At 69.4% G+C, this 18,421-nt stretch carries 16 protein-coding genes; 6 read left to right on the top strand and 10 right to left on the bottom strand.

Going from position 1 to position 18,421, the window contains the following annotated elements:
• Positions 1-72: 72 nt before the first annotated feature.
• The 3 genes from ACTWQN_RS37725 to ACTWQN_RS37715 all read right to left on the bottom strand — a co-directional run bounded on the left by ACTWQN_RS37725 (position 73) and on the right by ACTWQN_RS37715 (position 2,698).
• Positions 73-864 (bottom strand): amino acid ABC transporter ATP-binding protein, encoded by a 792-nt coding sequence (locus ACTWQN_RS37725; protein WP_443208477.1) that lies wholly within the window; start codon positions 862-864, stop codon positions 73-75.
• Positions 861-1,703 (bottom strand): amino acid ABC transporter permease, encoded by an 843-nt coding sequence (locus ACTWQN_RS37720; RefSeq protein ID WP_443208476.1) that lies wholly within the window; start codon positions 1,701-1,703, stop codon positions 861-863. Before ACTWQN_RS37720 ends, ACTWQN_RS37725 begins: the two co-directional genes overlap by 4 nt.
• A 206-nt stretch (positions 1,704-1,909) precedes the next feature.
• A complete protein-coding gene (locus tag ACTWQN_RS37715) occupies positions 1,910-2,698 on the bottom strand; it encodes an ABC transporter substrate-binding protein (protein ID WP_443208475.1) in 789 nt (262 codons plus the stop codon).
• A gap of 449 nt (positions 2,699-3,147) precedes the next feature.
• On the opposite strand from ACTWQN_RS37715, the gene ACTWQN_RS37710 reads away from it, so the two are divergent.
• Positions 3,148-3,912 carry an endonuclease/exonuclease/phosphatase family protein gene (locus ACTWQN_RS37710; protein ID WP_443208474.1) on the top strand — a complete coding sequence of 255 codons (765 nt, stop codon included), beginning with the start codon at positions 3,148-3,150 and terminating at the stop codon, positions 3,910-3,912.
• A gap of 137 nt (positions 3,913-4,049) precedes the next feature.
• Here ACTWQN_RS37710 and ACTWQN_RS37705 read toward each other — a convergent pair whose 3' ends face one another.
• From ACTWQN_RS37705 to ACTWQN_RS37695, 3 genes are all read right to left on the bottom strand, one after another.
• On the bottom strand, positions 4,050-6,191 hold the full coding sequence (locus ACTWQN_RS37705; protein ID WP_443208473.1) for a VanW family protein: 2,142 nt from the start codon (positions 6,189-6,191) through the stop codon (positions 4,050-4,052).
• A 130-nt stretch (positions 6,192-6,321) separates the two neighbouring features.
• Positions 6,322-6,642, bottom strand: coding sequence for a GroES family chaperonin (locus tag ACTWQN_RS37700; protein ID WP_443208472.1), 321 nt, complete (start codon positions 6,640-6,642; stop codon positions 6,322-6,324).
• A 108-nt stretch (positions 6,643-6,750) separates the two neighbouring features.
• A complete protein-coding gene (locus ACTWQN_RS37695) occupies positions 6,751-8,604 on the bottom strand; it encodes an NHL domain-containing thioredoxin family protein (protein ID WP_443208471.1) in 1,854 nt (617 codons plus the stop codon).
• Positions 8,605-8,754: 150 nt separating this feature from the next.
• Here ACTWQN_RS37695 and ACTWQN_RS37690 point away from each other — a divergent pair, with 150 nt between their 5' ends.
• Both ACTWQN_RS37690 and ACTWQN_RS37685 read left to right on the top strand, forming a co-directional pair.
• The gene (locus ACTWQN_RS37690; RefSeq protein ID WP_443208470.1) at positions 8,755-9,363 is read left to right on the top strand and encodes a TetR family transcriptional regulator; all 609 of its coding nucleotides are present in this window, start codon (positions 8,755-8,757) and stop codon (positions 9,361-9,363) included.
• Between the two features lies 1 nt (position 9,364).
• Positions 9,365-10,015: a glycoside hydrolase family 113 protein gene (locus ACTWQN_RS37685; protein WP_443208469.1), complete on the top strand. Its 651-nt coding sequence runs from the start codon at positions 9,365-9,367 to the stop codon at positions 10,013-10,015.
• A gap of 185 nt (positions 10,016-10,200) precedes the next feature.
• Here the strand turns inward: ACTWQN_RS37685 and ACTWQN_RS37680 are convergent, their stop codons facing one another.
• Complete coding sequence (locus ACTWQN_RS37680) at positions 10,201-10,560, bottom strand: inorganic pyrophosphatase (RefSeq protein WP_443208468.1); 360 nt, start codon at positions 10,558-10,560, stop codon at positions 10,201-10,203.
• 32 nt (positions 10,561-10,592) lie between these two features.
• Positions 10,593-11,222, bottom strand: coding sequence for a TetR/AcrR family transcriptional regulator (locus tag ACTWQN_RS37675; RefSeq protein WP_443208467.1), 630 nt, complete (start codon positions 11,220-11,222; stop codon positions 10,593-10,595).
• Between the two features lie 62 nt (positions 11,223-11,284).
• Between ACTWQN_RS37675 and ACTWQN_RS37670 the strand changes: the two genes are divergently transcribed.
• Complete coding sequence (locus ACTWQN_RS37670; protein WP_443208466.1) at positions 11,285-12,166, top strand: alpha/beta fold hydrolase; 882 nt, start codon at positions 11,285-11,287, stop codon at positions 12,164-12,166.
• Positions 12,167-12,774: 608 nt separating this feature from the next.
• Here ACTWQN_RS37670 and ACTWQN_RS37665 read toward each other — a convergent pair.
• On the bottom strand, positions 12,775-13,965 hold the full coding sequence (locus ACTWQN_RS37665) for a DUF8462 domain-containing protein (RefSeq protein WP_443208465.1): 1,191 nt from the start codon (positions 13,963-13,965) through the stop codon (positions 12,775-12,777).
• A 368-nt stretch (positions 13,966-14,333) separates the two neighbouring features.
• On the opposite strand from ACTWQN_RS37665, the gene ACTWQN_RS37660 reads away from it, so the two are divergent.
• Complete coding sequence (locus ACTWQN_RS37660; RefSeq protein WP_443208464.1) at positions 14,334-15,629, top strand: CoA transferase; 1,296 nt, start codon at positions 14,334-14,336, stop codon at positions 15,627-15,629.
• Positions 15,630-15,636: 7 nt separating this feature from the next.
• Here the strand turns inward: ACTWQN_RS37660 and ACTWQN_RS37655 are convergent, their stop codons facing one another.
• The gene (locus tag ACTWQN_RS37655; RefSeq protein ID WP_443208463.1) at positions 15,637-16,914 is read right to left on the bottom strand and encodes an acetyl-CoA C-acetyltransferase; all 1,278 of its coding nucleotides are present in this window, start codon (positions 16,912-16,914) and stop codon (positions 15,637-15,639) included.
• A gap of 126 nt (positions 16,915-17,040) precedes the next feature.
• Here ACTWQN_RS37655 and ACTWQN_RS37650 point away from each other — a divergent pair, with 126 nt between their 5' ends.
• Complete coding sequence (locus ACTWQN_RS37650; RefSeq protein WP_443208462.1) at positions 17,041-18,381, top strand: 3-oxoacyl-ACP reductase; 1,341 nt, start codon at positions 17,041-17,043, stop codon at positions 18,379-18,381.
• Positions 18,382-18,421: the final 40 nt, after the last annotated feature.

Here is an 18,421-nt window from a genome sequence, read left to right as displayed (position 1 = left end):
CCCCCCCCCCCCCCCCCACGACCAGCGGCGTCACTGCACTGATCTCACTGCACTGATCTCACTGCACTGATCTCACTGGGCTGGCGTCACCGTGCTGGTGTCATCCGGGGCGTCGTGGGTGTGGGTGGGGTCCAGGACGCGGGCGAGGAAGGTGCGGGTGCGCTCCTCCTTCGGGGCGCTGATGACCTCGCTGGGCGGACCCTGCTCGACGATCACGCCGCCGTCCATGAACAGCACCCGGTCGGCAACCTCGCGGGCGAACTGCATCTCGTGGGTCACCACGAGCATCGTCATGCCCTCGTCGGCGAGCTGCCGCATCACGCCGAGCACATCGCCGACCAGCTCCGGGTCCAGCGCCGACGTCGGCTCGTCGAACAACATCACCTTCGGGTTCATCGACAGCGCCCGCGCGATCGCGACCCGCTGCTGCTGACCGCCGGAGAGCTGCGCGGGCATCGCGTCGGCCTTCTCCGACAGCCCCACCCGCGCCAGGTTCTCCCGCGCGATCTGCTCGGCCGCCGCCTTGTCGCGGCCCAGCACCTTGCGCTGCGCGACGGACAAGTTGTCCAGCACGTGCAGGTGCGTGAACAGGTTGAACTGCTGGAACACCATGCCGATGTGCCGCCGGGCGCCGTCCAGATCGGTGTCCGGATCGGTCAGCTCGGTGCCGTCCACCACGACCTTGCCCGCGCTCGGCTCCTCCAGCAGGTTCACGCAGCGCAGCAGGGTGGACTTGCCGGACCCGGAGGGGCCGATGACGCACACCACCTCGCCGCGGTCCACCGCCAGATCGATGCCGCACAGCACTTCGAGCGACCCGAACGACTTGTTCAGCCCGGTGATCTCGATCATCACGTCGCTCATGCGCCCGCACCTCCGTGTCCGGCCTTGGTCCGCACCCCGCCGTACTTGCGCTCCAACAGATCGGAGACCCGGGAGAGCGGGATCGTGATGATCAGATAGCACAACCCGGCCACCAGCAGCGGTGTCAGCGACGCGTACTCGTTGAGCGCCGCCCGGCCGAACTTGGCCAGCTCGTACTGGGTGTCGGCCAGTCCCAGCAGGTAGATCAGCGAGGAGTCCTTGGTCAGCAGGATCAGTTCGTTGGTCAGCGGCGGCAGGATGATCCGGAACGCCTGCGGCATCACCACGGTGAGCATCGTGCGGGTCGGCGACATGCCCAGCGAACGCGCCGCCTCGACCTGACCGCGCGGCACCGCCTGCACCCCGGCCCGGATCGTCTCGGCCATGTAGGCGGCGCCGACCAGACCGAGCGCGAGCATCGCGGTCGAGTAGATGTCGAAGCGCAGCTGGAAGGCGATCGGCACGCCGAAGCCCAGCGCGATGAACACCAGCAGCGCGGGCAGGCCGCGGAACAGCTCGATGTAGCCGGTGGCGATCCACCGGTACGGCGCGACCGGCGACATCTTCATCAGCGCGAGCAGAATGCCCAGCCCCAGGCCGAAGCCGAAGCCCAGCGCGGTGTAGATGATGGTGTTCACCAGCGCCGTGGTGATCACCTCGGGGAACTGCGCGACCGCGACGTCGACGTTGAAGAACGCGCGTCCGATCGAGCCCCAGTCCGCGACCACTGCCGCGACCAGGATGACCACGACCAGCACGCCGTACTGGATGCCGCGGTTCAGCCTGGCGCGCTGTCGTCGGCCCAGCCCCGACGTGGGCCGCTCGGTTTCGGTTGTCATGAAGTCTCCTGATCAGTGTTCGGGGCCGACGGTTGGAGCAGCCGTCGGCCCCGCTTCGAAAACTGGAGCGCTCAGGGCTCCCGAGGTCGCGCAAGGCCAGCGGCCCAGCCGCTGCCACCAGCACTCAGTCTGACCGCCAGCGGAACCTCAGACGCGGCGGCGTCCGAGGTTCCGCTGGATGAGGGCAGATCGGTGCGCGCACCGGCTCACTGCGGCGCCTTGCCGAACCACTTCTCGTAGATCCTGTTGTACTCGCCGTTTTCCCGGAGCTTCTTCAGCGCCGCGTTGATCCGGTCCTTCAGCGCGGTGTTGCCGGTCGCCACGCCGATGCCGTACTGGTCGCCGGTGGTGAACTCGTTGGTGATCTCGACGTTCGGGTTGGTCTTGACGAAGTCGCCGAACACGCTGTTGTCGTTGATCGCCGCATCGACCTGGCCGGTCTCCACCGCGGTCACCGACAGCGGCAGGTCCTCGAACTGCACGACCTCGTAGCCGTTGGCCGCCTTGTTGTCGTTCGCGTAGGTCTCACCGGTGGTGGCCAGCTGCACGCCGAGCTTCTTGCCGCGCAGGTCGGCGAGGCTGCGGATGTTCGCGCCCTTCTTGGTCAGCAGCGCCTGGGTGGCCTCGAAGTACGGGTCGGAGAAGTCGAAGTTCTCCTCGCGCGGCGGGGTGATGCTCATGGCCGCGGCGGCCACGTCGCAGCGCCGGGTGTTGAGGTCCTCACCGGACTGGATGCCCTCGAACGGGGTGTCCACGATCTCCTGCTTGAGCCCCATGTCCTTGGCGATCGCGTCGACCAGATCCACGTCGAAGCCGACGACATTGCCCTGGTCGTGGAACTGGAACGGCTTGTAGTCCATGTGCGTGCAGGTGGTGAGGACGCCGGCCTTGATCACCTGCACGCCGCCATCGGCCGTGCCACCACCGCCGGTGGTGGATTCGGCACAGCCCGCCGCCGCGGCGGTGGCCAAGGCGAGAGCGGGCAACAGAGCCATCGCTCGTAGTGTTCTGCGACGCGCCACGATGTCACTCCTAGTAGGTGAGAACGCGAGTGCTCGAATGGTGCCATTCGTTCGGGTGTAATCCCAATGCTGCGTGTTGCGAACCCATCAAGTTTTTCGGCCGCTACCCGGCACCGGTCTACACCGGACCGGAAACCTGCCAGCGAAAAACCGGGAACACGAAAGGAATTCCGCCGAACCTCCCGTGTTCGTGCGGGTTCTGGCCCGCGGTTGTCGAGTGCCCCTCAGTTTCATGTGGTATGTGCCACTGGTCAACAGGGCGCCCCGCGCGATCACCGCGGGGCGGGCGGCGGGTGTCCGAGCGAGTCGCCCTGTCGAGAAATCGCCACTAAGCCATCCGGCGGTCGAGCAGATATCGGCTGGTTAGGAGACTTCGACTGGGCGCCCATTCCGCGGCGTCGACCAGCCCCGAGGAGGTCACCATGATGCGATCGGCCGCGTGGTGGGCGGCAGCCGCACTGGCCGCGTTCGCTGCCGTCGCCATTCCCGTCGCGCACGCCCAGACCCCGACCGCCAGATCCTTCGATGTGCTCCAGCTCAACCTGTGCAACAGCGGTTTCGAGGACTGCTACTCGGCGGGCAAGTCCGTCGACTCCGCGATCGCGATGATCCAGCAGCGGCGGCCGGATGTGGTGACGCTGAACGAGATCTGCGCGCGGGACATCACGCGGATGACCAACGAGACCGGCTACCTGTGGGAATTCACGCCGGTCGGGGACAAGACGACGGGCAGCCCGTACGCCTGCGGGGACGGCCGCGGCGACTACGGCATCGCCATCCTGACGCACCCCGATCTCGGCGCGGCCGGGACGCCGGTGGAGCGGCAGTTCGCCGCGCAGGACGACGGCAACGAGCAGCGCGTGCTGCTGTGCGTGCCGTACTCGAAGGCCGCGGCGTGCACCACGCACCTGGCCGCGAACAACGCCCAGATCGCGGCGGAGCAGTGCCGGGAACTGTCCGGGATCGCGACCGCGCTCGGCGCCGAGACGGTGATCGGCGGTGACCTGAACCTGCTCTCCGGCGGTATCCCCGACGTGCAGGCCTGCGTCCCCGACGGCTGGTACCGCAAGGACGACGGCAGCGTGCAGCACGTGTTCGCGATGAACACCTTCCAGTTCGAACGCGCCGAAATGCTCCCGGTCGACGGCACCAACCACCCCGGCCTACTCATCGAAACAACGCACTGAGCGACCTGTCTCCGAACTCGTTTTGCGTGGCGGTGCAGGTAGCGGAACCTCGGGCAGTGCCTGTGCGGGGACACCCCGCACCCCGGGCGATCTCGCTCCGGGATCCCCGACATCATGTATGCCAGACGCGGTGCGGGTCAGCGGGGAGGTATGGCTGGTGGGGCTCCGCAGTGGATGATCGGCTGCGGGTCGTAGACCGTGCGCTGGGTTTCGGTGCGCGCCTGACCGGTGGTGATGTCCCGGATGGTCCGGGTGTCGGTCACCGTGAAGCCCGGCGCGCCCTTGCTCGAACTGCACGGCTCGCCCGGCGGCACGACCTTCTCGTGCGGTTGCGTGGGGGAGGTCCGCTCACCGGTCTGCGAGGTCACGTCGAACTGCTTGGTGCCCCACATCGTCACCGTGATCGACGACGACGTCCAACGGGTCGTGATCAGGATGCCGCTCTTGGCGACGTTCTTGAACTTGACGTCGATGACGCTGCTGCCGTCGGGGTTCTGGAACACGGTGGCCTCGCGGCCGGCCGGATAGCGGCTGATGTAGTAGCTGTGCGCCTTGTGCTCGACGTTCTGCATGCCCGCGAAGTAGGAGGCGTTGTACAGCGTCGTGGCGAACTGCGAGATGCCGCCGCCGACGGCCCGTGCCGGTCGACCGTCCTCGATGATCCCGGACTCGACGTAGCCCTGCGCGGTACCGCGCGGCCCGGTGTGGCCGTTGAGGCTGAAGGTCTCGCCCGGCTTGATGACCGCGCCGTTGACCTGCTCGGCGACCCGCTTGATGTTCACCCCGGACGCGGGCTCGAACCCGCCGGTGGTGAACTCGCCGACCACCTCGCGGATGCCCAGCTGGTTGGCCTGCTCGGTGGTGAACTTGGCGGGCTGGTGGACGTAGATCGCCTGCACGGCGCGGCCCTGCGGCCTGCCGAACACCTCGACGATCCGCTCGAAGCTCTTGTTCCAGTCGATGCCGATGCCGTCGATCGACGGGTGGACCACCGGGGCAGCGCCCTCCAGCACGATTTCGGCGTCCTTGCCGGGCTTGAGGGTGTCGGCCAGCTGCGGCTCGACGCTGGCGATCGCGGTCGGCATGTCGAGGCTGGCCCGCAGCCCACCGGCGCCATCCGGCGCGAAGCGCAGCGACGCGGCGATCGCCTCCGGCGCGAAGGTGGCGTCCTTGCCCTCGCCGCGCACCGTCACCGGCGCGGACACCGCGGGCTGCGCGACCTCGCGCAGCGCCCGTTGCACACCGTCGGACGTGGTGCTCACCGGCTGCTCGGTGAAGGGCACCTGCACCGGGATGTCGTCGGCCCAGTGGGTCAGCACCTCGTCGGTGGCCCGCTGCACGTCGATGGTCTGGCCGGTCAGCGGGTCGACCGCGACCGGCCGGGTGCCCTCGAACCGGATGGTGCCCTCGGCGGGGGCGCGGTCCAGCTGCGGCCGGACCTGCTCCAACGCCTGCACCAGCTGCTCGCGGTCGCCGTGGCTGATCGGGGTGACCTCGTGCGTGGCGAACAGCGAGACGAACCGGGTGAACGGGTTCAGCGGCTGGCTGCCCGCGTGCTCCACGGTCGCCGCCCAGTCCATCTCCAGGCCGACCTGCTTCGGGTCCATCGTGGCGGCGCGATCGCCGACCTGCAGTCGCACCGGCTCGCCCAGGCCGGGGGTGAGCTGCTCGCGCAGCTCGGTCTCGGCGGCGGCCGTGTCCAATCCGCCGATGTCGACGCCGGCCACCACGGTGCCGCGCGGCACCTGACCGCTGGTGAAGATCAGGTCGCCGACGTAGAGCAGCGCGAGTGCGCCGACCACCGCACCGGCGGTGATACCGGCCCGGATCAGCAAGCGGCGCTTCCGGTCGGCTGCCGACGGCGGCGGGACGACGGCGGACCAGCCGCTGGGGTTGGCGCTTACCTGCGGAATCGCCTGGGTTTCGCCGATGGAGAAGTTGGAGAAGTCCGACGGCAGCGCGGCGATCTGGACGGTGCGCTCGGTGTCCGACTCCGGGCCTGCGGGCTGGGGGCCTGCGGACTGGGGGCCTGTCTGCTGGGGGCCTGTCTGCTGGGGCCCTGGCCGCTGGGGTTCCGCCTGCCGGGGCTCGGCCTGCTTGCCGCTGATCGGCAGGTTGGGTCGGGTGCGCTCATCGAAGGCGGCGTTCACCGGCGTGAACCGGGTGGTCTGCTCGGCATTGCGCCCCGGCTGGGCACCGCGAGCAGGACGCTGGTCCGGGTTGGTGCGGAACCGCTCGGTCGACGGATCCGCACTCCGGTGATCGTGGTCTTCCGGCACCGCTTCCCCTTCTCCTATCGGTCCTGCGGTGGGGCACGTCAAGATATCGGCGGCCGGTCGAACACCGATCGCCTTGCGCTGCGGCGATCACCCTCGCACGGGTCGCCGACCGTCCAGCAGCCGCCTCCGGCTACAGGTACAGCCCAGTGCCCTGCTCGGTGCCCTCGCTGGCCACGGCGTGCAGATCGCGTTCCCGCATCACCAGGTAGGCCTGGCCCTGCACCTCGACCTCGAATTGCTCGTCGGGGTTGAACAGCACCTGGTCGCCGACCTTCACGGTGCGAACGTGACTGCCCACGCCGAAGACCTCGCCCCAGAGCAGCCGCTTGGCCACCTGGGCCGTCGCCGGAATCACGATGCCGCCGCTGCTGCGGCGTTCCCCGGACTCCGGCGAGATGCGCACCATGACCCGGTCGTGCAGCATCTGGATTTCGAGCTTGGCATCGGTCACCCGAAAAGTTTACTTGCCGCCACCGGGTGACCAACCGGCCAGGGCACTTGTTGCGTCTCGTGAGCGCGAAAGCAGGCGCCAGCACGCTTTCGCACCCAAGGCCCACCGTCAGGCTTCGTTGTCGAGCCCGCCCATCACCAGGGGCAGTCGCTTCGGACCAGTGGTGGTGATCTTGATCGGCACGCCCCAGTCCTGCCTGGTCAGGCGGCAGGCCGGGTGCTCGACGGCCGGATCGTCGTCGCAGCTGGCGGCCTGCGCCACCACGTGCAGCACACCCTGCTCGATGCCGTCGGCCAACACCAGGCGCCGCACCAGGTCGGTGCCGACACCCGCCCCTTCGACCAGCAGGTTCGCCGGTGACGAGCTGATCTCCAGCCGGGTCGACGGCCCGTAGCGGTCGTCCAGCTTGGTGCCCGGCGGCGGTGTGAACACCACCGCGAGCTCCACCGCGCCCCCGCCGATCTCCGTCGCTGGCCGTTTGACCTGCTGCGATGCCCCTGCCACGAGTCGCGCGGCGACCCCCGGCGGCACCGGCCGCTCGATCCGGTGCGCGGCCGAGGCGACCACCACCAGCTCGCCGTCCACGACCGCCGCACCGGACGGCTCGGCGATATCGGTCGCCAGGGTCGACACCTCACCGGTCGCCGGTTCGTAGCGCCGGATCGCCCCGTTGTAGGTGTCGCAGATCGCGACCGAGCCGTCGGGCAGCACCGCGACACCGAGCGGGTGCTGCAGCAGGGCCTGGTCAGCGGGCCCGTCGGCGTGCCCGAAGTCGAACAGCCCGGTACCGACGGCCGTCCGCACCTCGAAAGCCGCGTCGGTGGCCTCGACCCAGCGCAGCGCGGAGGTCTCGGCGTCGGCCAGCCAGAGCCGGTCACCGCCGTCCGCGAGACCGGATGGCTGGGCGAAGAACGCCTCGTCCGCGGCGCCGTCGCGCAACCCCTCGACCGTCGTTCCGGCGAACCGCCGAACCGCACCGGCGATCGGGTCGAACAGACCCAGCGTGTGGTTGCCCGCCATCGCGATCACGACCCCGCCAGCGGGCTCCCACCAGGCGACGTCCCAGGGGCTGGTCAGCGGCACCTCCAGCGCGGGCCCGCCGTCCACGCCGTCGCGCCACTGCTGCCCGGTCCCGGCCAACGTGCTGACCTGGCCGTCCGCGAGCCGGACGCCGCGCAGCAGGTGGTTGACGGTGTCGGCGACGACCACGTCGTAGCCGACCTGCTCGGCGATGTGCCGGGGCAGCAGCGCGAGACCGGCGGGCTCGGCGAACTCGGCGGCCGTCCCGTCGGTGCGACCGCGCCGACCGGTGCCGATCCGGCGCACCACGGTCTCACCATCGGCGGCGAACTCCACCAGCGAATGGTTCGCCGAGTCCGATACCAGCAGGTTCCCGCTGTCCAGCGCGACGACCTTGCCGGGGAAGCGGAGCGTTGTCCCGGGCGCCTCCGGTGGCACGTACGGGCCGTCACCCCGGTGCAGCGTGCCCTTGGCGTCGTGCTCGGCGACGATCTCGGTGATCACGCTGCGCAGCGCCTCAACATGCCCCTCACCAGCGGCGACGTGCACGACATAGCCCTCGGGATCCACCACGACCAGCGTCGGCCACGCCTTGACCGCGTAGTTCTGCCAGGTGGTCAGCTCCGGGTCGTCCAGCACCGGGTGGTGCACGGCGTAGCGCTCGACGGCCGCGACCAACGCGTCCGGGTCGGCCTCGTGCTCGAACTTCGGCGAGTGCACCCCGATCGTGACGACCTCCTCGGCGAACTCGGCCTCCAACGGCCGGAGCTCGTCGAGCACGTGCAGGCAGTTGATGCAGCAGAAGGTCCAAAAATCAAGCAGGACGACACGTCCGCGCAGGTCGGCGAGTTTGATCTGCTCTCCGCCGGTGTTCAACCACTGGCGGCCCACGAACTCGGGGGCACGGACACGGCCACGGCGCTTCTGCTGCTCAGCACTCACGCCCGAAGTCAACAAGACCGTACGACTCGATGTTCCGGGGGCGGGCGTCCCGAGTCGGGCCTCACTTGTCAAGGACGAGAACCGGCACTCCCGCTGGTTCGATTCCCATACCAGATCTTAATTCAGACCGGGTCTGGTATTTTTCTCCGCATGGCAGGGCTTCGCGAGCGCAAGAAGGAACAGACGAGGCAGCGGATCCTCGCGGTCGCCTCGGAGTTGTTCGCCGAACGCGGCTTCGACGCGGTGACGGTCAACGAGATCGCCGAGGCCGCCGAGGTGGCCAAGGCCACCCTCTTCACGTACTTCCCGAGCAAGGAATCGCTCGCACTCCAGGGCGTGGGGGAGGACGACCTGGCCGGTGTCGTCGCCCGACGGCCGCAGGGCCAGTCCCCCCTGCAAGCTTTGCGGGCCCACTGCTGTTCGTTCGCCGCTGAGCAGATGGCGGCGGTGGACCGGGACGAGGTGATCGCCCGGATGCGCGTGATCTTCGACAGCCCAGTGCTCAGCGGAACCGCGAACGAGCTTCTCTACCGGCAGCGTGAAGAGCTGGCGCGAGTCCTGGCCGAAGAGCACGAGCAGAATGCGGCCACGCTGATCGCTGCTCAGATCGCCGCCACCCTGCTCACCCTCCAGGAGTCGTTCTTCCACCTCCTGGTCGACGGCGCAGCACCGCAGGATGCGGCCCGCGCGCTTGCCGATCACACCGAACTCGCCTTCGACCTGCTGGAACACGGCATCGATCACGTGAAGGGAAAGTGACGTGCGCGCACGCGGAATCAACTACGACACCGGATTCCTCCCCGGAGGCGACATCTCCCGCAAGAACTTCGATCCCGAGGTGGTCCGGCGGGACATGGCGGTGATCTCCGGTGACCTGGATTGGTGGTCCGGCCTCGCCTCGATGCACGAACGGCTCAGCGGCTTCCTCGCCGAGGTCGCGGCAACGGTCCGAACCGACTTCAGCGGAAAGATCACCTACGCCAGCGCGCCCTGGGAATCCATCGACTGGACCCCATTCGACATCGTCGGTGTCGACGCCTACCGGGCCGCCTACAACGCCGACACCTTCCGGTCCGAAGTGCGAGGGCACCTCGCATACGGCAAGCCCGTCGCGATCACCGAGTACGGCACCTGCGCCTACTCGGGTGCGAGCGAGCGCGGCGGCTCGGCCTGGCAAGTGCCGCCGAACGCGACGGCGGACGAGGACGAGCAGGTCCGCTATCTCACCGAGCTGCTGGACATCTTCGAGGCGGAGGGTGTGGACACCGCGCTGTGGTTCACCTTCGCCGCCTTCAACCGGCCCGGCCCCCTGGATCTCGGCTCCTACGGCGTGGTCCGGACGCTCGACGAGACCCGCTGGGAACCGAAGAAGGTGTTCCACGCGATGGCGGCCAGGTACCAACGGGACTGAAGAAACCGAAGCGGGAACCACCTTTTGTCCTCTCGCGCGGCGAATCCACCCCTGCTTCGCCGTGATCGCCCTCGGGCGCTTCGCGGAGCGCCACGCGCAATGCCCGTCCCAGGACACCGCCGAGCGCGGCGGAAAGCCCTCGCAACCCGGACATCGTGACAGCGCCGGATGCGAACCCGCGTGCGTCACCGGTCGTGCGCGCTGGCACCGCGTTCGACGAGATTTCCGCCGATTTTGAGGACATCCGAGCAGAATCGACGCGCGAGCTCCGCTTCCGCGGGCGTGCAGTCCAGCAGCACCTTGAGTTCGACGTCCAGTTTGTGCGGGTCAGCGGTCAGCAGCACACCAACCACACCCCGCCCGTCGGCACTGCCGACGAACACGTCGACTTCGGCACCGTCGCCAGCACGCGTGCCGCCGAGGTGACCGTAGTCCAACGGGTAGTTCACGCCGGGGAAGCGAGGATGCGGATGACCTCGCCGACGGTCCACCACCACCGCTGATCCGGCGACGAGCTCGTCGAGAACGGCGAAGAAGTCGGCCACGGATCCTCCAGCTGTGCGAAAACCGGCGCCGTTCAGTCGACCTCTGGTGCGCCGGGACTTGCGGAGGCCGGTGTGGATCGTTGCCCCGCGAAGACGTTGTCGAGTTGACGATCAACCAGCGCCACTGCCTGCTGCGGCGTCCGCTCTCCGATGAGCACGCTGCCGATCAGCCCGCGGACCACCGAGGTCAGTATTTCCGCTTCGTGCATCGCGTCGACCTCGGGGCGAGCCGCGCGGATCTGCTCCGCGATGGCGTTCTCGATGATCGGCGGGTACCACCTGACGACCGAGGCGATCCGTTCATCGACCATGGCCGCGTTGAAGAACGCGTGGGAGATCACCGCCAGGGTCCGGCTTTCGGCGTCGAGCGGGAGCAGGCCGAGCAGGTGCCCCCGCGCCACCTCACGTGGTTCCCGACTCGGGCCAGTGGCCCGAATGCGTTGTTCGATCTGGTCGCCGAAGCGCTGACCGGCGAGCTCCAACGCGAACCGCAGCATCCGTTGCTTGGTGTCGAAGTAGTACTGCACCAAACGCATGGAGATCCCGGCTTCGGCCGCGACCTCGCGCAGGCTCGCCGCCGCGAGCCCCCGCTCGACCGCGATGCGCCACACCGCCTCGGCGATCTGCTGCCGCCGCTCGTCGTGATCGACCCGTTTGGGCATTTTGTCCCATCCCGCCAGCCTGTTATGGTGCGATCGCATCATAAAACTGAGGGGAGCTTTGGATGGCATCGACCGGACTGGTCAGCGCCTTCCGGCACGACGGCGCGAGGCAGCGGTTCCTGCGGCGGTACGAGTGGGCATTCCGCAAATGGCCCGTCCCGCGTGAGGAACTCGACGTCCGCACGCGGTTCGGCAGCGTGCACGTCCACCGATCCGGCGCTGACCCCGGCACGCCGGTCGTACTGCTGCACGGCCTGTCAACCACCTCGGCCATGTGGTACCCGAACGTCTGCGCACTGGCCGAGCAGCACACCGTTTTCGCCGTGGACATGCTCGGCGAGCAGGGGCGCAGCGTGCACGAGAAGCCAATCCGCGACACGGCGGATGCGTCGGAATGGCTGGACGACGTGTTCGCCGGTCTGGGCCTCGATCGAGCGCATCTGATCGGCTGCTCCCTCGGCGGCTGGAACGCCGCGAATTACGCCGTGCGGTACCCGAATCGGCTCACCACGTTGACGCTGCTCGACCCGGTCGGGCTCGCGACCTTCCACAAGCGCTTCTTCGCGGCCGTCTGCCTGGACCGGCTCGCGCTGGTCAGTCCCCGCCCGCTGGCCGCACGCCTTTCCACCAGCACGAGCCCGACCGACGCCGACATCCTGCGCCTGACCACGGCCGCCGTACGGGACTTCAAGATCAGACTGCCGAGGGCCGACGTGCTCGACGACGATCAGCTTCGGAGCATCGTCACGCCCGCGCTGGTGCTGCTCGCCGAACGCAGCACGGCGCACGACTCGCGGGAGGTCCGAGCCAGGCTGCGCGCATTGCTGCCTTCGGCGGACGTGGAGATCCTCGCCGGAGTTGGCCACAACTTCCCGATGACTCGCCCGGAGCTGGTCAACGGCCGGGTGCTCGATTTCCTGTCGGCAGCGCAGCGATCCGACTGACCAGCGGCGAACGGCGGTTCCACGTTCGCTCGGCCTCTCGGGTTTGTGCTGGTGGGGATCATGGGTGGGCCCGCGCAGCGCTGACCGCGTGGCGGCGGGCCACCCGATGCGTCCCGGACCGGCGGCCGGGTTAGCGCCTGGTGCGGTCGAAGACGTAGTAGGCGGTGGCTGCCAGGGCGGGCACGAGGGTGCTCACCAGCACGATGACCGCTTCCATTCGCAACCTCCCTTCGTCGAACGCTTCCCGCACTGCGGATCGCCGAGGCACCCGGGAATAACGCCGGGGGCGACGGGTTATCAGCTGATGGGGTGGGCGAGATGCCCGAAACCGGCAGGCGCGCCGGAATTGGAAAGCCCCGCGATGCTGCCAGGTCGGGGGTCCGACAGCACCGCGGGGTCATCCTGCTTATCGACGCCTGATGGGCTCTCGTTACACACGTACGGGTATGTGTCTTAGGTCACGACAAATTCAACCCGAACCAGTGATCCCGCTCGACCGCATCCGGCTCTATACGAATTTCTAGCCATCCAGCTAGATGGCACTAGATTTCCGTAGCCAGCGGCGGGCACAGCCAGACGAACACCTGATGATCAGGGACGATCCCGACCTACTCCTGGGTGAGCAGGTAGCGGCCGAAGTGCGGGACGGTGAACGCGATCAGGCCGCGCTCACCCGAATAGACCAGGCCCTTCTTGATCAAGCTGTCCCGCGCCGGGGACAACGAGGACGGGCGGCGCTCCAGGTACTCCGCGATGGAGGCCGTCGGCGCGGGCTCGTCGCGGCCCCCGACCAGCTCCGCCATCGCCCGCAGGTACTCGCGTTCGGCGGGCGTGGCCCGTTCGTAGCGGGAGCCGAAGAAGCCGACCGCGAGCTCGGATTCCGCCTCGGGCGCCGCCAGCCGCACGTCTTCGTCGCTGATCTCCGCGCGCACCGCGGCATCCCAGGTCGCCTTGCCGTAGGACTGCACGAAGTACGGGTAGCCACCGGAGATCGAGAACAGCGCGTCCAGGGCGTCCGGGGTGATCTCGGCTTCCTCGCGCTCGATCGGCGCGACGACGGCGCGATCGGCGTCCGAGCGGTCCAGGCGGTCGATGCGCACGTAGCGGAACAGCCGCTCGGAGTACGACTTGCTCGCCGACAACACCGCGGGCAGGTGCGGCAATCCCGCGCCGACCACCACCAACGGCGCCCCCGACTGGGACAGTTCGTGGCAGGCCGCGCACAGGGCCGAGATGTCCGCGGGCTGCACGTCCTGCATCTCGTCGATCAGCAGCGCGATGCCGGTGCCGACGTCCGCCGCCAGTTCCGCGACCTCGGTGAACAGTTCGACCAGGTCGATTTCGATGTCCCCGGAGTCGGCCCGGCCCTGGGCGGCGGGCACGTCGATGCCGGGCTGCCAGCGGTCCCGCAGCTTGGCGCTGTCCGGATTCGCCTTGAGCGCGAACGCCTTCAGCACGGCGAGCACTTCTTCGACGCGATCCGGTGCGCGGTGCTGGACCGCGAGGTCGCGGATCGCGCGGTGCAGCGCGGCCGACAGCGGGCGGCGCAGTCCAGCGTCTGGGCGGGCCTCGACCTTGCCCGCGCCCCAGCCGCGCCGGACCGCCATCGATCGCAGCTCGCCGAGCAGCACCGTCTTGCCCACCCCGCGCAGTCCGGTGAGCACGAGGCTGCGTTCCGGGCGGGCGCGGGCGACGCGTTCGAGCACGACTTCGAAGGCGTCGACCTCGCGGTCTCGACCGGCCAGTTCGGGAGGCCGCTGTCCGGCGCCGGGGGCGAAGGGGTTGCGGACCGGGTCCATTCCTCGGACTGTATCCAGTCGTCTAGTCCTGATTCGATATTCCACGAGAAACCGCGATGGGCGTGTTCCGATCCGACCGGAAATCTGGATAAAACCGGCACAACCGGCGCCAATTCCGAATTGCGGAAACTCGGACCGCTGACTCGGCGCGGATCCGGGTTTATTCCTACATCTAGCGAAATCGCTATACGGGCCGATGCCTTTCGATTCGGTGCCGTTCGCCCCGGTCGGGAGTGCGCCGGGATCAGCAGGAGCCCGGACTCCTGCCGCGATCCGGGTTTGACGGTCCGCCGCGCGGTCGCCCGGCCAGCTGTGATCTTCGGCCCGACGCTGATGCGCCGCCGGAGGCGGGAGCCGAGGATCGGGCCATGACGATGCCGTGGCGGAGACCGCTGTCGGAAGCGCTGCAAGCGCTCGGGGTGGATCGCGACCCCGCCGAACTGACCGTGGTGGGCGACCTCGGGCAGCTCCGCTCGCGGCTCCCGGTGGAGGACACCGCGATCGCCTGCGTCGGCGCGGCGCTGCTCGCCGCGACCCGACGGCCCGTCGAGCTCGCCACCGGGCACGTCGCCGCCACCATGCGCAGCGAGGCCCACCTGCGGCTGGACGGCGAACCCGCCATGGACGGCTTCGCGCCGATGTCCAGGTTCTGGCGGGCATCAGACGGCTGGGTGCGCACCCACGGCAACTACCCCTGGCACCGCGAAGCGCTGTTGCGCGCACTCGACGCACCCGATGACGTGGCAGCGGTGCGATCCGCGATCGCGGGCATCCCGGCGCGCGAGGTGGAATCCCGCGTGGTCGCATCCGGCGGGATAGCCGCCGCCGTGCGGACTCCGATGGAATGGCAGGCCGAAGCGCCGGGCCGGGCGGTGGCCGCGCGGCGGCTCGTCGAAACGCGCCGGGTCGGGGACGCCGCACCCCGCAGCCGGTCAGCTCGCTTCCGGGTCCTGGATCTCACGCGGGTGATCGCCGGACCGGTGTGCACCCGGTTCCTCGCGGCACTCGGTGGCGATGTGCTGCGCATCGACCCGCCGCACCGCCCGGAACGGCCGGGCAGTTACGACACGCTGCTGGGCAAGCGCAGCGCGATGCTCGACGCCGACGCACCAGTTGGCCTTGCGCGGCTGCACGAACTGCTCGACCAGGCGGATGTGCTGGTGCACGGCTATCGGCCGGGCGCCCTGGAGCGCTTCGGGATCGGGATCGAGGAACTCGCCGAGCGCCACCCCGGCCTGGTGGTGGTCGCGTTGTCGGCGTGGGGGAGTTCGGGGCCGTGGGGCCAGCGGCGCGGTTTCGACAGCATCGTGCAGGCCGCGTCCGGCATCGCCGTGGTCGAGTCGACCGGTGATCGCCCGGGTGCCCTGCCCTGCCAACTGCTCGACCACGGCACCGGTTATCTCTGCGCCGCGGCGGCGCTCGACGGGCTGCGCCGACAGTCCGAGACCGGCGGCACGTGGCTGCGCGAACTCGCCCTGGCCCGCACCGCGCACTGGCTGCTCGGCCAGCGGCCGGCCGCATCGGCGGACGTCCAGCCCTGGCTGGTCGAACTCGACTCCCCGGACGGCCGGATCACCGCGGTCGCCCCACCAGGTCGAATCGACGGTCGCGCGCTGAGCTGGCCGTTCCTGCACTCCTACGGCACCGACGTACCCCGCTGGTGACCTCGCCTCAGCGTTCCAGGATGGCGGTCATGCCCTGACCGCCCGCCGCGCAGATCGAGATCAGGCCCCGGCCGGACCCCTTCTCCGCCAGCAGTTTCGCCAGGGTGGCGACGATGCGGCCGCCGGTCGCCGCGAAGGGATGTCCGGCGGCCAGGGACGAGCCGTTTACGTTGAGCTTCGCCGGGTCGATCTCGCCCAGCGGCTTGTTCCTGCCGATCCGGTCTTCGCAGAACTCCGGGTCCTGCCAGGCCTTCAGGGTCGCCAGGACCTGCGAGGCGAACGCCTCGTGCACCTCGTAGAAGTCGAAGTCGCCCAGCTCCAGGCCCGCCCGGTCGAGCAGCTTCGGCACCGCGTAGGCCGGGGCCATCAGCAGCCCGTCGTCGCCGCTGACGTGATCGACGGCGCCGGAGACCACGTCGCCGAGGTAGGCCAGCACCGGAAGTCGGCGCTGCGCCGCCCAGTCCTCGCTGGCCAGCAGCACGGTGGACGCGCCGTCGGTCAGCGGTGTCGAGTTGCCCGCCGTCATGGTCGCGCTCTCGCCACTGCCGAAGACCGGCTTGAGCTTGGCGAGCTTCTCGACGGAGCTGTCCGCGCGCAGGTTCTGGTCCCGGGACACGCCCAGGTAGGAGGTCATCAGGTCGTCGAAGAAGCCGCGGTCGTAGGCGGCGGCGAGCCGCTGGTGGCTGCGGGCGGCGAACTCGTCCTGCGCCGCGCGGCTGATCTCCCAGGACAGCGCGGTCTTCGCGGCGTGCTCGCCCATCGAAAGGCCGGTGCGCGGTTCGGCGTTGCGCGGGATCTCCGGCACCGCGTGCTGCGGTCGGATCCCGGCCAGCGCCTTCAACCGCCCGGCCGCGGACTTGGCGTGGCCCGCCCGCAGCAGCACGCGGCGCAGGTCGTCGTTGAGCGCGATCGGCGCGTCGCTGGCCGAGTCCACCCCACCGGCGATCCCGGCGTCGAGCTGGCCGAGCGCGATCTTGTTCGCCACCGAAACCACCGACTCCAGGCCGGTCGCGCAGGCCATCTGCACGTCGTGGGCCGGGGTGCGGGGATCCAGCCGCGATCCCAGCACGGTTTCCCGCGCCAGGTTGAAGTCGCGGCTGTGCTTGAGCACCGCCCCGGCGACGAACTCGCCGATCAGCTCGCCCTGCAGCCCGAACCGCGCGATCAGCCCGCCCAATGCCGCGGTGAGCATGTCCTGGTTGCTCGCGCGGGCGTAGGGACCACCGGTGCGGGCGAACGGAATCCGGTTGCCGCCGATGATTGCTACTCGTCGAACGGTGGCCATGGCCTGACTCCCTGATTGATGCGATGCTCCCTGGGCAATCCAACCTACCCGCGGGTAGGTTTGGCGTCGAGCGACAGCCGAACTTCGCGCCCAGACATCTTGGCCCCAGACATCTTCGGAGTTCCAATGGCCGACCGGTACCAGCAGTTCACCCAGTCCCCGATCGGGCGGCAGGTGGTCAAGCGGCTCGGCCTGCCCGCGCCGACCCCGCTGCGCCGCCACCGCGCCGGTGATCCGGTGGTCGCCGGGCCGGTGCTGATCGGCAGCGCACCCGACTCCCGACTCGGCGACGCGATCGCGACCACCACCAAGGACATCCGCGCGCAGGTGCGCCACACGCCGATCGAAGGCGAGCGCTACGCGGCGCTGATCTTCGATGCGACCGGCATCAGCACCAGCACCCAGCTGCGCGAACTGCACGAGTTCTTCGGCCCGACGATCCGGCAGACCGACCGCGGCGGCCGGTTGATCGTGCTCGGCACCCCGCCCGAGGCGCACCCCGATCCGCGGGCGGCCACCGCGCAGCGCGCGCTAGAAGGGTTCGTCCGCACCGCGGGCAAGGAGCTCAAACGCGGCGCGACCGCGCAGCTGGTGCACGTCGCCGAAGGCGCCGAGCACGCGCTCGACTCGACGCTGCGGTTCCTGCTCTCGGCGAAATCCGCCTACGTCTCCGGCCAGGTGATCCGGATCGGTCCGGCCGAGATTCCCGAGGTCGACTGGGAGCAGCCGTTGCGCGACAAGATCGCCCTGGTCACCGGCGCGTCGCGGGGCATCGGCGAATCCATCGCGGAGACGCTGGCCCGCGACGGCGCGCACGTGGTCTGCCTGGACGTGCCCGCGCAGGGCGGCGAACTGGCCGAGGTCGCCAACCGGATCGGCGGCACGACGCTGCAACTGGACATCACCGCCGAGGACGCCGCCGACCGGATCGCCGAGCACTTCGCGCAACGCCACGACGGGCTCGACATCGTGGTGCACAACGCGGGCATCACCCGCGACAAGACGATCGGCCGGATGACGCCGCAGCAGTGGGACGCGGTGCTCGCGGTGAACCTGACCGCGCAGGAGCGGATCAACGAACGCCTGCTGGCGAAGTCCAAGTCCCCGCTGCGCACCGGTGGGCGGATCGTCGGCGTCGCCTCGATCAGCGGCATCGCGGGCAACGTCGGGCAGGCCAACTACGCGGCGTCCAAGGCCGGGGTGATCGGGCACGTGCGGTCGACGGCCGGGATCGCCGCGGATCGCGGTGCGACCATCAACGCGGTCGCGCCGGGCTTCATCGAGACCCGGATGACCGCCGCGATCCCGCTGTTCGTGCGCGAGGCGGGCCGCCGGATGAACAGCATGTCCCAGGGCGGTCAGCCGGTGGACGTCGCGGAGACCATCGCCTGGTTCGCCAACCCGGCATCGGCCGGGGTGAACGGCAACGTGGTCCGCGTCTGCGGACAGAGCCTGCTGGGTGCCTGACCAGTCGTGAGTGCGAAAGCCGGTTGGAGCCGGTTTTCGC

The organism is Saccharopolyspora antiqui, from assembly GCF_052246905.1.
Classification (GTDB): Bacteria; Actinomycetota; Actinomycetes; order Mycobacteriales; family Pseudonocardiaceae; genus Saccharopolyspora.
This window is presented reverse-complemented; position numbering and strand designations above follow the sequence as displayed.

Coding starts and splice junctions, on each gene's coding strand:
- ACTWQN_RS37725 (WP_443208477.1), bottom strand. CDS start 864: ATGAGCGACGTGATGATCGAGATCACCGGGCTGAACAAGTCGTTCGGG.
- ACTWQN_RS37720 (WP_443208476.1), bottom strand. CDS start 1,703: ATGACAACCGAAACCGAGCGGCCCACGTCGGGGCTGGGCCGACGACAG.
- ACTWQN_RS37715 (WP_443208475.1), bottom strand. CDS start 2,698: ATGGCTCTGTTGCCCGCTCTCGCCTTGGCCACCGCCGCGGCGGCGGGC.
- ACTWQN_RS37710 (WP_443208474.1), top strand. CDS start 3,148: ATGATGCGATCGGCCGCGTGGTGGGCGGCAGCCGCACTGGCCGCGTTC.
- ACTWQN_RS37690 (WP_443208470.1), top strand. CDS start 8,755: ATGGCAGGGCTTCGCGAGCGCAAGAAGGAACAGACGAGGCAGCGGATC.
- ACTWQN_RS37675 (WP_443208467.1), bottom strand. CDS start 11,222: ATGCCCAAACGGGTCGATCACGACGAGCGGCGGCAGCAGATCGCCGAG.
- ACTWQN_RS37670 (WP_443208466.1), top strand. CDS start 11,285: ATGGCATCGACCGGACTGGTCAGCGCCTTCCGGCACGACGGCGCGAGG.
- ACTWQN_RS37665 (WP_443208465.1), bottom strand. CDS start 13,965: ATGGACCCGGTCCGCAACCCCTTCGCCCCCGGCGCCGGACAGCGGCCT.
- ACTWQN_RS37660 (WP_443208464.1), top strand. CDS start 14,334: ATGACGATGCCGTGGCGGAGACCGCTGTCGGAAGCGCTGCAAGCGCTC.
- ACTWQN_RS37655 (WP_443208463.1), bottom strand. CDS start 16,914: ATGGCCACCGTTCGACGAGTAGCAATCATCGGCGGCAACCGGATTCCG.
- ACTWQN_RS37650 (WP_443208462.1), top strand. CDS start 17,041: ATGGCCGACCGGTACCAGCAGTTCACCCAGTCCCCGATCGGGCGGCAG.